Origin of the sequence: uncultured Xylophilus sp., from assembly GCA_913776965.1 — a bacterium.
Lineage (GTDB): Bacteria > Pseudomonadota > Gammaproteobacteria > Burkholderiales > Burkholderiaceae_C > Xylophilus.
Genome location: CAJYQL010000072.1, coordinates 1 through 12612 on the forward strand (window position 1 = coordinate 1; position 12612 = coordinate 12612).

General features: G+C 63.0%; 13 protein-coding genes. 8 read left to right on the forward strand and 5 right to left on the reverse strand.

Features of this window, described 5'->3' with window-relative positions; all coding sequences use genetic code 11:
- Positions 1 to 400: 400 nt before the first annotated feature.
- The 3 genes from QZ500_RS11005 to QZ500_RS11015 form a co-directional block, all read right to left on the reverse strand.
- Complete coding sequence (locus QZ500_RS11005) at positions 401 to 1624, reverse strand: phage/plasmid replication protein (protein ID WP_295855112.1); 1224 nt, start codon at positions 1622 to 1624, stop codon at positions 401 to 403.
- Positions 1625 to 1945: 321 nt separating this feature from the next.
- Complete coding sequence (locus QZ500_RS11010) at positions 1946 to 2890, reverse strand: hypothetical protein (RefSeq protein WP_295855116.1); 945 nt, start codon at positions 2888 to 2890, stop codon at positions 1946 to 1948.
- Positions 2883 to 3674, reverse strand: coding sequence for a hypothetical protein (locus QZ500_RS11015; protein WP_295855119.1), 792 nt, complete (start codon positions 3672 to 3674; stop codon positions 2883 to 2885). The genes QZ500_RS11010 and QZ500_RS11015 overlap by 8 nt, the downstream gene beginning before the upstream one ends.
- Positions 3675 to 4108: 434 nt before the next feature.
- On the opposite strand from QZ500_RS11015, the gene QZ500_RS11020 reads away from it, so the two are divergent.
- Together QZ500_RS11020 and QZ500_RS11025 are read left to right on the forward strand one after the other, a co-directional pair.
- Positions 4109 to 4873 (forward strand): hypothetical protein, encoded by a 765-nt coding sequence (locus tag QZ500_RS11020; protein ID WP_295855122.1) that lies wholly within the window; start codon positions 4109 to 4111, stop codon positions 4871 to 4873.
- A 797-nt stretch (positions 4874 to 5670) separates the two neighbouring features.
- The gene (locus QZ500_RS11025; RefSeq protein ID WP_295855126.1) at positions 5671 to 5892 is read left to right on the forward strand and encodes a hypothetical protein; all 222 of its coding nucleotides are present in this window, start codon (positions 5671 to 5673) and stop codon (positions 5890 to 5892) included.
- Between the two features lie 5 nt (positions 5893 to 5897).
- Here QZ500_RS11025 and QZ500_RS11030 read toward each other — a convergent pair whose 3' ends face one another.
- Together QZ500_RS11030 and QZ500_RS11035 are read right to left on the reverse strand one after the other, a co-directional pair.
- Entirely contained in the window at positions 5898 to 6947 is a 1050-nt protein-coding gene (locus QZ500_RS11030; RefSeq protein ID WP_295855128.1) for a phage portal protein, read from the reverse strand.
- A complete protein-coding gene (locus tag QZ500_RS11035; RefSeq protein WP_295855132.1) occupies positions 6947 to 8734 on the reverse strand; it encodes a terminase family protein in 1788 nt (595 codons plus the stop codon). The genes QZ500_RS11030 and QZ500_RS11035 overlap by 1 nt, the downstream gene beginning before the upstream one ends.
- A gap of 135 nt (positions 8735 to 8869) precedes the next feature.
- Here QZ500_RS11035 and QZ500_RS11040 point away from each other — a divergent pair, with 135 nt between their 5' ends.
- From QZ500_RS11040 to QZ500_RS11065, 6 genes are all read left to right on the forward strand, one after another.
- Positions 8870 to 9718 (forward strand): GPO family capsid scaffolding protein, encoded by an 849-nt coding sequence (locus QZ500_RS11040; RefSeq protein ID WP_295855136.1) that lies wholly within the window; start codon positions 8870 to 8872, stop codon positions 9716 to 9718.
- Positions 9719 to 9761: 43 nt separating this feature from the next.
- Positions 9762 to 10781: a phage major capsid protein, P2 family gene (locus QZ500_RS11045; protein ID WP_295855139.1), complete on the forward strand. Its 1020-nt coding sequence runs from the start codon at positions 9762 to 9764 to the stop codon at positions 10779 to 10781.
- Positions 10782 to 10785: 4 nt separating this feature from the next.
- Complete coding sequence (gene gpM / locus QZ500_RS11050; protein WP_295855142.1) at positions 10786 to 11499, forward strand: phage terminase small subunit; 714 nt, start codon at positions 10786 to 10788, stop codon at positions 11497 to 11499.
- Between the two features lie 106 nt (positions 11500 to 11605).
- Positions 11606 to 12079: a head completion/stabilization protein gene (locus tag QZ500_RS11055; protein ID WP_295855145.1), complete on the forward strand. Its 474-nt coding sequence runs from the start codon at positions 11606 to 11608 to the stop codon at positions 12077 to 12079.
- Entirely contained in the window at positions 12079 to 12282 is a 204-nt protein-coding gene (locus QZ500_RS11060; RefSeq protein WP_295855149.1) for a tail protein X, read from the forward strand. The genes QZ500_RS11055 and QZ500_RS11060 overlap by 1 nt, the downstream gene beginning before the upstream one ends.
- 4 nt (positions 12283 to 12286) lie before the next feature.
- Positions 12287 to 12604 carry a hypothetical protein gene (locus tag QZ500_RS11065; protein WP_295855152.1) on the forward strand — a complete coding sequence of 106 codons (318 nt, stop codon included), beginning with the start codon at positions 12287 to 12289 and terminating at the stop codon, positions 12602 to 12604.
- The last annotated feature ends 8 nt before the right edge of the window (positions 12605 to 12612 follow it).

A 12612-nucleotide genomic window follows, 5' to 3' on the forward strand; every position in this document is an offset into this window, starting at 1 on the left:
AGCGCGGCCCAGCTGGTGGGGACAATGCGGGACTGTAGGGGCTCGATGTCGGAACCGCGCCAGAGGCCCTCAATCGCGGCCAGCGCATCATCCGCACTGCGGCCGGGCGCAGTAGGCGAGAGCGGAAGAAGCTGGGCTGACATGGATATGCGTGCACCTGTAATTGCATACAGTGTAGAGCATTCGCCACGCTGGGCAACCGGGATTTACAGTCGCACGCCGCTGATGCCCTGCTCCGTTGGTACCCCTATCCACTTGGCTCCGCTGCCGATCTACTGCAGTGCCGTAGTTTCCGCGGTCATCAACTCCTGACGGCCGGGTTGAAAACACACCTCAGAGATTACGGCACTGCGCGATCAAATTGAGCCGGCGGGCTCCCTATGATTGGAAGCGATGGCAACTACGGGGCAACGGGCCAAGCAAGTGCCGCAGCCGGCCGAATGCGGCCGACAACGGCTTGGCTCGTGTCGCAGACAAACGCCGATTCAACAGCCCAATCCGGGGTATCCAGAACAGCCTGAGGCGTAATCAAGTTGGTCCAACGAGCAGCATCACACGGAACTGGCGCACGTTTGATGTCGATGCCGTGGGTCCGCAAAATGCGCTGGTGCCAGCGAGCGTAAGTGGAATCGGAATCGAAGAACTGGGCCATAGGCCGCCCGTCGATCCAAAGCGCCAGCAAGCGCCGATCTTCCTGACTGGCCAACTTCAACAACATCTCGGCATCCGTGAGCGGCGGCAGATCGGTTAGCGGCACATCACCCAGCACCCGGTAGTGCAGCTGACGTGCGCTGCCTGGCTGCCACGCACTGCCAACCGCAAGGCCATGAGTTTTGAGATTGCGCAGGTGCCGCGTCTCAATGCGGATGCCTTGGTTCAAGTGTTCGTCCATCATGCGGCTGAAGTTGAGCGCAGGCCCCAAGCGCTCCCACGACCGCAGCGGCAGCTTGCCCAGCAACGTCAGGCGGTGCTTGAGCATGCCGTCCCAGAAGTAGTGATGTTTGTCGTACATCAGCACTTGCCGCTCGCGGGAATCCGGCCAGAGCCGGACGCCAATGCCCTTTTCCGACGGTGTCGCGTGCAATGCGGCGGGGGCATGGCGACGCACCGAATCACAGAACGCGGGGATCAAACCATGCGGCATGCGGTGCAACTCCGCAACATGAACTTCAGCCACCCGGTAGCTGCGGTCGCGCAACTGCAGCCTGATGGACTCGGGAACCGGGCGTTTCAGGTGCTTAAACACCAGAGTGCTGGCAGATTCGACAAGAAACGGCAGATCGTTGGATCCGAGACCGTTTTGACCCTGAAGCCAACGCAAAGGACAGCCCCATAGACGCAGTTCGTTGGAGCGGCTGTTGAACTTCAGCTTGATCTTGGGCGCACGAGTATCGTCATAGCCAACGGATTGTTCGGTGAACGAATGCGAAAGTGCGCCGCTCGGCTGCTGTGTAGTCAAGGACTTGCCGATGAAGTCCAAGTTCTGTGCGGGAAAGCGCACATCAAAGAAGTCGATCATTGTTAAACCCCATAAATTGCTGATAGTCATGGTCATCGGCACTGCCATACAAATCGTGATCTCTCGATTCAATGGCATTGGTGATGGTGTGATGGCTATATCCATTTACACGAAAGCTTGGTGATGGTCATATCCGCTTGGTGATGGTCATATCCATCTATCCAAGTTTCAACATATCCCTATAGCTCATCTATCTATGAGCTATATATACATAGCTCTACTAGAGTTGGCACCACGATTCCAGCGAGAATCTTCCACCCACTTACGCCAAATGGACGGGAAAAGCGGAACTACAAATGCTGAGATCGGCAGATCCTGACATTGCGGTTGTTGCGCGTGTTGCGCGTGTTGCGCGTGTTGCGTCCAATACTGTCCGGACGTGCAACACGCGCAACGCACTACTGATCAAACTGCCGAGTCGACCTGCTAAAGATCGAACTCAACAGCAAGTTTCTCTTCGTTCAACGCCTTTGGACTGAGTGCTGCCAACTGCTTGAGCAATACGTCTTTCGACGTCTTCCGCGTGTCCCCGGTCCAGAGCGGTACGGACTTGAGCGATCGCGACACAGTAGATTTGTCACAACCGTACGCCTTCGCGATCTCGGTCATCGTCGCCCCCGCGGCGACAAGTTTGGCCATGAGCCGGATGTGGAGTTTCAAGGCCAGAAACTGCTCCGTGCGTACTTCCAGGCCAGATGCACCAGTACTGATGCGCACCATACGCTGACTGGTGCGCAGCGCACCCAGAGCGCTCAAGCCGGCGCAGTCGACAGTGAAGACACACTGCGTGCCCTCTTCCGCATCGCAGAGTGCTATCGTCCACAGGTCACGGCAATAGCTGGACAAGGATTCGTGATCCGACAACCCGCTGACGAAGAACATCACCCGGGTGTCGGCAGCACGCGCCATCGCATCCATTTTGACCAGCACATGGGCGGCCTGTGCAGACAACGCCGTGGCAAAAGACTGCTTAATGACAACCCACCCCTGAAACGACGTCAGCAGCGGTGACATGTGTGCCAAACCCTCTTCGGAAAGCCAGTTGATCTGCCGGCTGCTCGCGATGTAGTGGTGGCGGTGCTGGACACCGCCTTTCTTACGCTGGACGAATGCGCGCTGCACCTGCTCAACAACTTGCTTCGCGCGTTCGTTGCCGGACACCACCGTCACCATGCCTTCCACCTTCGGCATCTTGATGCACAGCCGGTCGCTTGCGATGCGCGCCTTGGCGTGGATGGCCGCCATGATGAGTTGATGCACTGCCGGTTCAGCATCCGGCATCTGCACGAGCGTCAGCCCCGTGCCAGGCTCCGCCGCGGCTTCGACCATCAGAGGCTGCCGCCGTGCTTCAAAAGTGCTGGTTTTAGACATGACTACCCCCCAACTTGCCGGTCTTATAGGCATCGATGACCGACATCAACCAGAAGCTGCCGCGGCCGCGCTTGACGGGCTGCGGAAACTGGGCCGGGACCAAACTCATCTTGCGGTATAGGTTGGCCCGCGATTCGCCAAGGTAGATGATCAAGAACTCGATGCGGACGGTGCTATCCAGACCGGCTGCGCGCTCTGCGCCGATACGGTCAAGCTCATGCATGTACCAGTCCGGCAGCGGCCGCGGGGCCTTGACGCTACGACAGCGTGCGGAACGCGCGCTGCTTTCCGCCGACCTTGCTCGAGCGTGGCCGTCATGCTCGTCAGAACGCGGCGCCGCCACAGGCTCGACCGGGGTCGGTTGCGATGCCGTCGAAGAGTTGTCGGCAGCGACCTGCTTCACCGCCGGAGGGACCAACAACGCCGCGGGCGAAAGCTCCTCGTCGATGGCGGGACCCTGTTCGAAGGGCAGCAGACGCATTGGCCCGGGAGCAAATGCCTGACCCTTACAGATCACCAACGTGCCCACGAACTGCCACACCGTGCCGTTGCTGCCGCGGCACAGCACAGTCTCGTCCAACTTAGCGTTGGGCACGTACCCGGGCACGTGATGGCGATACTTGCTGAACAAGCCCAACTTACCGTACCGCTGAATCAGCCCCACGCCCACAAGCCGACAATCGCCGTCCATGAACCTAAGCTTCCCGTTGCTGTTTTTACCGACGTAGGTAAATCGCGTGGGAACATTCAACTCACTATCACTGGTGAAAAAAAACTTGGACATCCGTCAACTCCATGTCTCTACAGCGGTTGCGGGAAGTCGCACCTGTCCCATAGAAAACTTTATTGACAGCAATCGCAGAAGAGCTTTATTTCGGAGGAAATTCGGTGGAATAATGAGAGGAAAAGAGGAGGCTTATGGCTAAGATTCTTGGGCAAGTCAAATTACGTGGTGAGTCGAAGACCGAAGCACCCGGCTGGAATGTGCGGTGAACTCGGGTCGAAGCAGTCGCAAGGTTGTGTCTACCGCCAGCCATCTATCCAGGGCCCAGTGCAGAATCATCCGATCGCGTCTTAGCCGATCTAAAAGCTGCATTCGCTGATCCAGCGAAGCTTGGAACGCAATGCGACTTTGCTGAGTGTCACCAGACAGTTCGGGACGCTATTTCTGACATCACGAAGAGGATGGGACTACTGAGGATCCCAGCCGAACACAGAATGCATGCGGTTCTCTGGTTTCGCATCCTCGAGGTTCCAGGTGGAACGGATGTCCAACTTGAGGCGATCAATGCATATGGCAAATGGCGGTTGAATCGCGAGCGGCGCGGACCAACGCTGTTTGAAGCCCGAGACGAGCACAAGCAGGCAAAGGTTAAGCTGCCATTGGACGGGATGCCCTCTAATGATCAGCGGCATTACACGATTGAACAGCTTGCAATGCTGCCTGTGTGTGAGCAATTTCCATACGGTGTGAATTGGAAATTGGTGCCCGTACCTAAAAGTCCGGCGTCCACAATGCCAGCTTCAAGCGCTGAACCTGGCTGCGATGCCGCCGGCATTGCTAGCGCCGATTTAGAACGGCTGCCGCCGAAGTTTGCGACGCCCAAACGGCACGTCCGCTCCGCTGATAAGAATCAGCCGCCGGAGATCAAGTCCAAACCGAATGAGCACCGCCGGGCGAAAAATGCCTACGAAGAAAGTTGCGGACGCGGAGTGATCAATGAACTGCGCTCCGTCCTGACTCGGGAAGCTGGATCAAAGAACGCAGTTATTCGCCATGCACGGGGCAACAGATTTCACACGGATCTCAGGAAGGACGCAGTACTTGAACTGGCGTGCATGGCGCCGCTGATGAAGAGCTACTCCGCGTCCACTCTGACCAGAGCGCTCTCGAAATTCTTTAAATTTCCTAGAGGGCGACCGATTGTGGAACTCGAGCCGGTCCAGCCGACGTCGCCGAAGCGAAAAATAAAGCGCCGCTAGAGCTTGTCCAATGTAGTCTCACAACAGCTCACTACAGCGCGACCATGACTGTATGTAGAACTGTATGTAGAAAAAGAAAAAGCCGCCTGATCGGGCGGCTTTTCTGTTCTGGATCAATAACTTAGAAGAAGCTATTGGCGGAAACGGAGGCAGTCACGCACCTAATGCTGACAACAACTTAGCGCGTTTTTTCGGCTTTTACCTACGCGCTTACCTACAAAAAAACTTGATGGCTGGGGCTTCGATATGGATCCCGCGCTGGCAGTCTAATCGCCCAGCCATCCGGCGCCAGGTCGCCGACAGGGCAAAACCCCGTTAAATCGCGTCACGCTTTCAGGCATGGCAAACCCTCGGCGAAGCCCCGCGCGGCGCCGCATGGGGCCGTCTCGGCCCTTCCCGGCACCTCCGTGAAAAGAGGGACATTAAGCGAGCAGGCGGGGCGGGGTCTCGTCTGCGCGCTGAGGGTCGATGTGGACGAAAGTGCCCAAAAAACAGGCAGGAAATGGGAGGGGTTCGGGCGTCCGGTCGAGGCGGGCCGCCCGGGGGGTCATGGGTGGAGCGAACACGCATCCCGCCCGCACCCCTGTCGTGCGGGCACTATCGAATTAATAGCACGAAAGAGAAGCTCCGCGCGAGCTTCCTGCTGTTCTATTCATGCGCGGCGCCGGGGCGCCGGCCGTCCGGGCCTAGCGCGAGGGCTTCGCCCGTGCCTATACTGTACGAACATACAGTATTGCCGGGGCAGTTTGAGCTGCCACCCGGTGCTCCCTCGGCAATCTGTCGGGAGACGCACGCCGATGAAACACACCGCCGCCAATCTGTCGCACACGCCCCGTGGACTAGGTGAGCTGCGCGTGGACTTCGAGGCGGTCGACTCCCAGCTCGACGCACTGTGCGAGCTGCTGCGCTTGGCGACCATCGGCAGCAAGGTCGAGGCCAGCAGCATGCATGCGCTGCTGCAGCCCCTGCGGAACCGGCTCGCGCAGGCGTGCGACGGCCTGGCCGACGTGCAGGACTGAAACCGCTACGCCGCGGCCGGCGTCGGCCCGGGCACCGTCGGCACCACGTACGGCCGGAAGCGCACCACCTCGTCGCCCAGCCAGTCGTTCAACTCCCGGAACCGGTCCTGCAGCGGCTCAATCTCGTTGCGCGCGAACACCTGAGCGGCCGGCAGCACCGCGCCGAAGCCGCCCGTGTTGCTCGGCACGATCCCCAGGAGCTGGGGCGGGATGCGGTGCGCCGCCAGCACGTCGTCGCGGCTCACGTTCTTGATGTTGAAAAAATCGTCCTTCGCGGCGACTTCGCTGACCGGGATGAGCTGGATCCCGTCCTTCTTGCCGTTCGGTGAATACACGAACAGGTTGCGGAAGTTGCCCGGCCCTTTCGAGTCTTTCAGCGCCTGGCGGATCGCATCCACGTCCTCCTGCTGCTGCGCCGCGTCGGACATGTACATGATGAAGCCGGCGTGGCTTCCGTTGTTGTAGTAGCGCCGGCGGAAAAGCGTGGCGCTCTCGTTGAGCCAAGCGGCCTGGAGCGCCGACAGGTATTCCGGCAGTCCATACACCTCCTGATTAAGGTCGGGCTCGCGCATGTGGAAGATCGACCCGGACGGGAATTCGTGCTCATCGCGCCAGCCGCGCACGAAGAAATAGCGGTCCAGCTCGGCGCCGCGGCGCATGTACTTCGCCAGGGCGTGCTTGAGGCCCACCGTGCGCCGGGTAAGCGACCGCCGGCTCTCCAGATAGGCGTTGCCGAAAGTGAGATAGTCGAGCGCGAACGCCGAGAACGTCGCCTTGTCGAGCAGCGCGTGGGGCTGGAACGTGCTCAACAGGATGTTTCTCTTGAAGAAGATGGAGCTGCTGTGATGCGTGCTCGCGCGAAACGACTTCGCCAGGCCGTCGAGGCTGATCGGCGGCTCGTACCACCGCCCGTTCGACCAGCATTCCACATAGTCGAGCAATTCCCGACGGTCCATCACCGCCACCGGCTCGCCGAAAGAGAACGCCTCGGTGCGCGCCGCTCCGCCGCGGCTCGCATCCACCACGGCCGTGCCCGTGCCTGCCTGTTGGTCCATCACGAAATCTCCATGAAACTTTTGTGCTGCCCGCTCGCTTCGCCTTCGAGCGGTTCGTTGTCGAGCGCGTGCATGCAGGCCCAGGCCAGGTCAGCGTGGCCGGTTTCCTCGCTGCGGCCCGCGTCGAACGTGACGCTGCGCCCGCTCGCCGTCAGCGTGCGGCGGATCGCCAGGAACGCGTGTGCGAGGTCCGTCCATCCGGCGTCGAACTCGATGCGCCCCTTGGAAAACACGCTCTTGGCCTTCAACACCAGCCGGGTCTTCACCTCGACGCTGTAGTTGATCGCCTTCGCCTGCGGGAAGAACTTCCGCACCAGTTGATAGACCCCCTGCCCGAGCCCGGTGGTGTCGATCCCGATGAACGTCACGTTGTAGCGATCGGTGATCTTCTTGATGGACGCCGCCTGGGCCTCGAAGTCCAGCCCGCGCCACTGGAACCGCTCTAGCACGCGGAACTTCCCGCCCGGCACATCCGGCGGCGCCAGCACGACGCAGCCCGCCGTGTCGCCGGTGTGCGACGGGTCATAGCCGATCCAGACCGGCCGGTGCCCGTAGGGCCGCGGTGCCAGGGGCTTGTACACATCGCCCCAGGCCGCCCAGCTATCAACCATGCACCGCTGCAGCTCGGCCATCGGAAACACGCTCTGCGTGTCATCGATGAATTCGCACATCAGCAGGTTGGCGAATTCCTCCGCGCTGTACTCAGCCCGCAGCTCATCGATGTCGAACAGGTCGCACCCGCCCTGCATCGCATCGATGATCGTGACGATGTTGCGCCAGATCCGGTCCTCGCCGGTAAACCCGCCGGACAGCCGCTCGTGCGACAGGTCCAGCGTGATCCGCTCCGCCTTCGGGCGGTTGCGGTTAAACCGCGCGCCGCTCCAGAGCGCGTATGCCTGGTGCTGGATGCTGCTGGGCGTGGAGAAATAGGTTTTCCGCCACTGCTTGTGCATCGCCATGCCCGAAGCGACCTTGTTCAACTCATCGAAGCGATGGGTCCAGAAGAACTCATCGAAGTAGAAATTGCCGTGGTAACCCTGCGCGGTCCGTGCGTTGGTCCCGAGGAAATAGATGTGCGCGTCGTTGCCCAGCACGATCGGGTCGCCGGTCAGCTCGACCCCGCAGGCCTCGTGCGCGAACTGCACGATGTACTGCTTGAAGATGTGGGCCTGGGACTTCGACGCCGAAAGGAAAATTTGATTCCGCCCGGTCTTGATCGCGTCGAGCAGCGCCTCCCGGGCGAAGTACCACGTTGCGCCCACCTGCCGGCTCTTGAGCGCGATCCGCGTGCGCTCATGGCCGTTGCGGAACCACACCTTCTGATGCCCGAACAGCGAATCGCGGAATGCGCTGTCGAGCTGGTCGACCTGTTCCTCGTTGAAATCGTTGCGCCGTGCCCGCTTCTTCGGCCCAGCGTTGCGCGCGAGGATGGCCGGATTCAGGTCGCCCTCCTTGCCCGTCTCGCTGTATTTGCCGATACGCGCCAGGCGCTCCATCTGCCGGCCCAGGAGGTCGATTTCCTTAAAGTCGCCGCCGGTCTTGGCTTCCTTGCCGATGAGCTGCACCATGCGGCACTCCAGCGCGCCCTCAACGCGCTGCACCGGCTGGGCCTCGTCCCACTTCTCTGCCTCCTTCCAGCCCTGCACCGTGCTGCGCGGGTGGCGGATGAACTCCGCGATGGACGACAGCCGCCAGCCCTGCCAGTACAGATGCCGGGCCGTGCGCCGCGCTTCCGCGATCGGGTTTTCGTCGGTGGTGATGGGGGTGTCGAGGGCGGCGTCTGACATGTGCCCCGAGGGTATGGACACGCTCCCGCGCGCGCGAGGGGACGCGTTGTTGCACAGCAGGTGCAACGCCTCAAGTCGTTGAGCTGGCGGGCCGCCGCGGCGACGATGCATGCACCCCCAAACGCAAGCATCACCATGCCGAAATCCTCCAAGTTCTTCCGCGTCGCCGTCGAAGGCGCCACCACCGACGGCCGCGTCATCGAACGCGCCTGGATCGAGCAGATGGCGGCCAGCTACGACGCCAAGAAATACGGCGCCCGCGTCTGGATGGAACACATCCGCGGCGTCGTCGCCGACAGCCCGTTCCGCGCCTATGGCGACGTGACCGCCCTTAAGACCGAAGAAGTCGAGATCGACGGCAAGAAGAAGCTGGCGCTGTTCGCGCAGATCGCACCGCTGCCCGAGCTGGTCGCGATGACCAAGGCCGGCCAAAAGGTCTATTCCTCGATCGAGGTCAACCCGAAATTCAGCGACAGCGGCCAGGCGTACCTGATGGGCCTCGGCGTCACCGACAGCCCGGCCAGCCTGGGCACCGAGATCCTGTCCTTCGCGGCGCAGCACCCGGACGCCAGCCCGTTCGCCAAGCGCAAGCAACAGGCCGAAAACCTGTTCACTGCGGCCACCGAGTTTTCCCTAGAGCTGGAGGACGACGACGCAGCCGAAGGCGCGATGGCCGGCCTGCTCAAGGGCATGCGCGAGCGCCTGGACAAGTTCACCGGCCGCGCCCGCAAGACCGAAGCGAATGCCGCCGACCTGGCCCAGGCGTTCGGCGACCTGTTGGGCGCCACCGAAAAGGTGGCCGACGCGACCGACGAAAACACCGATGCGCTCAAGACCCTGCGCGCCGACTTCGCAGCGCTGCGCAAGGACCACACCGCCCTGCAGGCCAAGTTCGACGCGATCGACACCACCGACGCCGCCAATCACAGCCATCGCCCGCCGGCCACCGGCGACAAGGCCGGCATCGAGCAGACCGACTGCTGATCCGTCGCCGTCCTCCCGCAATTCCCCAGGAGCACCCCGCACCATGAAGAACCCGACCCGCCTTGCCTTCAACGCCTGGATCGAACGCCAGCAGCAGCTCAACAGCGTGCCGAGCGCGCGCGAATCCTTCTCTGTGGCGCCCACCGTGCAACAGACCCTGGAAACCCGGATTCAGGAGTCGAGCGAACTGCTGCGCTCCATCAACGTCATCGGCGTGGCGGAAAAGCAGGGCCAGAAGCTCGGCCTGGGCGTCAGCGGCCCAATCGCCAGCCGGACCAACACCGACACCACCGACCGGGTGCCGCGCGCTGTCGATGCCATGAACGCGACCGACTACGACTGCAAGCAGACCAACTACGACACGTTCGTCCGGTACGGCACGCTCGACGCCTGGGCGAAGTTCAAGGACTTTCAGGCCCGGCTGCGCGATGTGATCGTGCAGCGCCAGGCGCTCGACCGCCTGGTGATCGGCTTCAACGGCACCAGCGCGGCCGCCACCACCAACCTCGGCGCGAACCCGCTGCTGCAGGACGTCAACATCGGCTGGCTCCAGCACATCCGCACCGACGCACCCACCCGGGTGATGAACGACGGCGGCGCTGCCGGTGTCGGCCCCATCAAGGTCGGCCCCGCCGCCGGCGCGGATTACAAGAACCTCGACGGCCTGGTGTACGACGCGGCGCAAACGCTCATCGATCCCTGGTTCCGCAACGACACCAAGCTGGTCGCCATCGTCGGCGGCAACCTGATGCACGACAAGCTGTTCCCACTGGTCGGCGCGCAGAATGCACCGAGCGAGCAGCTCGCCGCCGACATCGTGCGCAGCCAGCGTCGCCTCGGTGGCCTGCAAGCCATCACCGCGCCCTACTTCCCGGCCGGTACGGTGCTGGTGACGCGCCTCGACAACCTGTCGATCTACTGGCAGGAGGGCGCCCGCCGCCGCACGATCGTGGACAACGCCAAGCGCGACCGCATCGAGAACTACGAGAGCAGCAACGACGCCTACGTGGTCGAGGACTACGGCATGTGCGCGCTGATCGAAAACATCGAGCTGGTCGATTAAGCCCATGCGCACCACGCCCGCCCAGCGCACCCTGCAGCGCAAACTCGCCGCCCAGGCCAGCGCCGCCGCACCGCACGGCGGCGAGCTAGAGGGCACCGCCTACGAGCTGATGCTCGCCCAGCTCGCCGACCATCGCCGGAAGCTGAAAGACATCCAGTCGGTCGAGCGCAAAATTCAGGCAAAGCGCGAATTCCTCCCGGAATACGACGCCTGGGTCGATGGCGCCCTGTCGGCAGGTGCAGGCGCGGCCGACCTGGTCCTCACTACCGTCATGGTGTGGCACATCGACGCGGGCAACTACGCCCGCGCCCTGCAAATCGCGGTCTATGCCCTGGCCCACGACCTGCCGATGCCCGACCAGTACGAACGCGACCTGCCGACGGTGCTGATCGATGAATTCGGTGTGGCCGCCATCACCGGCGCCATGTCGCGCGGCGACGCGCTGGAGCTGCTGCCGCGCGTGCTCGAAGCGACCCAGGGCCGCGACGCGCCCGACCAAGCGCGGGCCAAGCTCTACAAGGCGCTCGGCTATGCCCTGATCGGCAAGAGCATTGCGGCCGACGTGGACTACGAGAGCGCGCCGCCCGCACCCGAAGCCTGCCGCACTGCGGCCGCCCACCTCGCCCGTGCCCTGCTGCTCGATGAGCGGGTCGGCGTGAAAAAAGACATCGAGCGCCTGGAGCGGCACCTGAAGAAGGTCGCCCCGCCCGGCGCCTGAGCCCGAGCGTACCCCGCACCCCGGCGGCCCTGGCTACCTGCAGGCGCGGTGCTCGCACCCCGCACGCATGTAGCCAGGCCACCGCCGAACTATTGCCCCACCGCCCATGTCGTTCCTGAATCCGCCCGCTCCTGCACCGGCACCCGCCGCGGAGCCGCCCATCGAGAACGACGGGTGGTTCCCCGCGATCGACCTGGCCGACCTGCGCGCCACCGCCCGGCTCGACGGCACCGTCACCCAGGCGCGGCTGCGCTACAGCGCCATGCAGGCCATCGTGTCGGTGAACGCCGAGCTGGAGCGGTTTCAGGATGCGCAGCGCGAACTCGGCTTCGCCGACTTGGCCGCGGTGCCCGGCCCGACCGTCGGCGGGCGCAAGGTCAAGGTCAGCCACTACCTGCGCGCCGTCTACAGCGCCACCCAGGCCGACCTGGTGGAGCGGTTCCGCGACTACGACACCACCGGCGACGGCGACAAGGCCGCCGACAAGTTGGAGCTGCGCGGCGACGCGCTGCGCCGTGACGTGCGCTGGGCCATCAGCGACCTGTTGGGCATCCGCCGCACCACGGTGGAGCTGATCTGATGCAGGCCCGCACCGTCCAAAACGAGAGCGTCGATGCGCTGTGCTGGCGCGTGCTCGGCCGCACCGGCGGCGTGGTCGAGGCCACCCTGCAGGCCAACCCCGGCCTCGCCGCCCGCGGCCCGCTCCTGCCGGCCGGCGTGCTGGTCGAGCTGCCCGAAACCCCGGCCGCTCCCGAGCGGCCCACCGTAAAGCTGTGGGATTGACGCCATGACCGACCGAGACTCCCGCGCCGAATCCGGCGCTACGCGCATCACCCGCGTCATCGACTTCCGCCTGCCGCTCGCGTGGGTGCTGTCCAGCCTCGGCGGCCTGGCAATGCTGATCGCCGTCATGTACTTCCAGGGCAACCGGGTGCAGGAGGAAGTGCGCGAATTGAAGATCGAGGTCAAGACCTGGAACAACCAAGCCTCGACCATCACCGCCGAACAGGCCCTGCTGCGGTTCCGCATGGAAACCGCGGAATCCGACATCCGCGCCCTCAAGGGCCTGCCGCCCTCCACCACCAGCGACCGCAACCGCCGATAGGCGAAAGG

Coding starts and splice junctions, on each gene's coding strand:
- QZ500_RS11035 (WP_295855132.1), bottom strand. CDS start 8,734: ATGTCAGACGCCGCCCTCGACACCCCCATCACCACCGACGAAAACCCG.
- QZ500_RS11055 (WP_295855145.1), top strand. CDS start 11,606: ATGTCGTTCCTGAATCCGCCCGCTCCTGCACCGGCACCCGCCGCGGAG.
- QZ500_RS11040 (WP_295855136.1), top strand. CDS start 8,870: ATGCCGAAATCCTCCAAGTTCTTCCGCGTCGCCGTCGAAGGCGCCACC.
- gpM (WP_295855142.1), top strand. CDS start 10,786: ATGCGCACCACGCCCGCCCAGCGCACCCTGCAGCGCAAACTCGCCGCC.
- QZ500_RS11060 (WP_295855149.1), top strand. CDS start 12,079: ATGCAGGCCCGCACCGTCCAAAACGAGAGCGTCGATGCGCTGTGCTGG.
- QZ500_RS11030 (WP_295855128.1), bottom strand. CDS start 6,947: ATGGACCAACAGGCAGGCACGGGCACGGCCGTGGTGGATGCGAGCCGC.
- QZ500_RS11015 (WP_295855119.1), bottom strand. CDS start 3,674: ATGTCCAAGTTTTTTTTCACCAGTGATAGTGAGTTGAATGTTCCCACG.
- QZ500_RS11005 (WP_295855112.1), bottom strand. CDS start 1,624: ATGGATATAGCCATCACACCATCACCAATGCCATTGAATCGAGAGATC.
- QZ500_RS11025 (WP_295855126.1), top strand. CDS start 5,671: ATGAAACACACCGCCGCCAATCTGTCGCACACGCCCCGTGGACTAGGT.
- QZ500_RS11020 (WP_295855122.1), top strand. CDS start 4,109: ATGCATGCGGTTCTCTGGTTTCGCATCCTCGAGGTTCCAGGTGGAACG.
- QZ500_RS11065 (WP_295855152.1), top strand. CDS start 12,287: ATGACCGACCGAGACTCCCGCGCCGAATCCGGCGCTACGCGCATCACC.
- QZ500_RS11045 (WP_295855139.1), top strand. CDS start 9,762: ATGAAGAACCCGACCCGCCTTGCCTTCAACGCCTGGATCGAACGCCAG.
- QZ500_RS11010 (WP_295855116.1), bottom strand. CDS start 2,890: ATGTCTAAAACCAGCACTTTTGAAGCACGGCGGCAGCCTCTGATGGTC.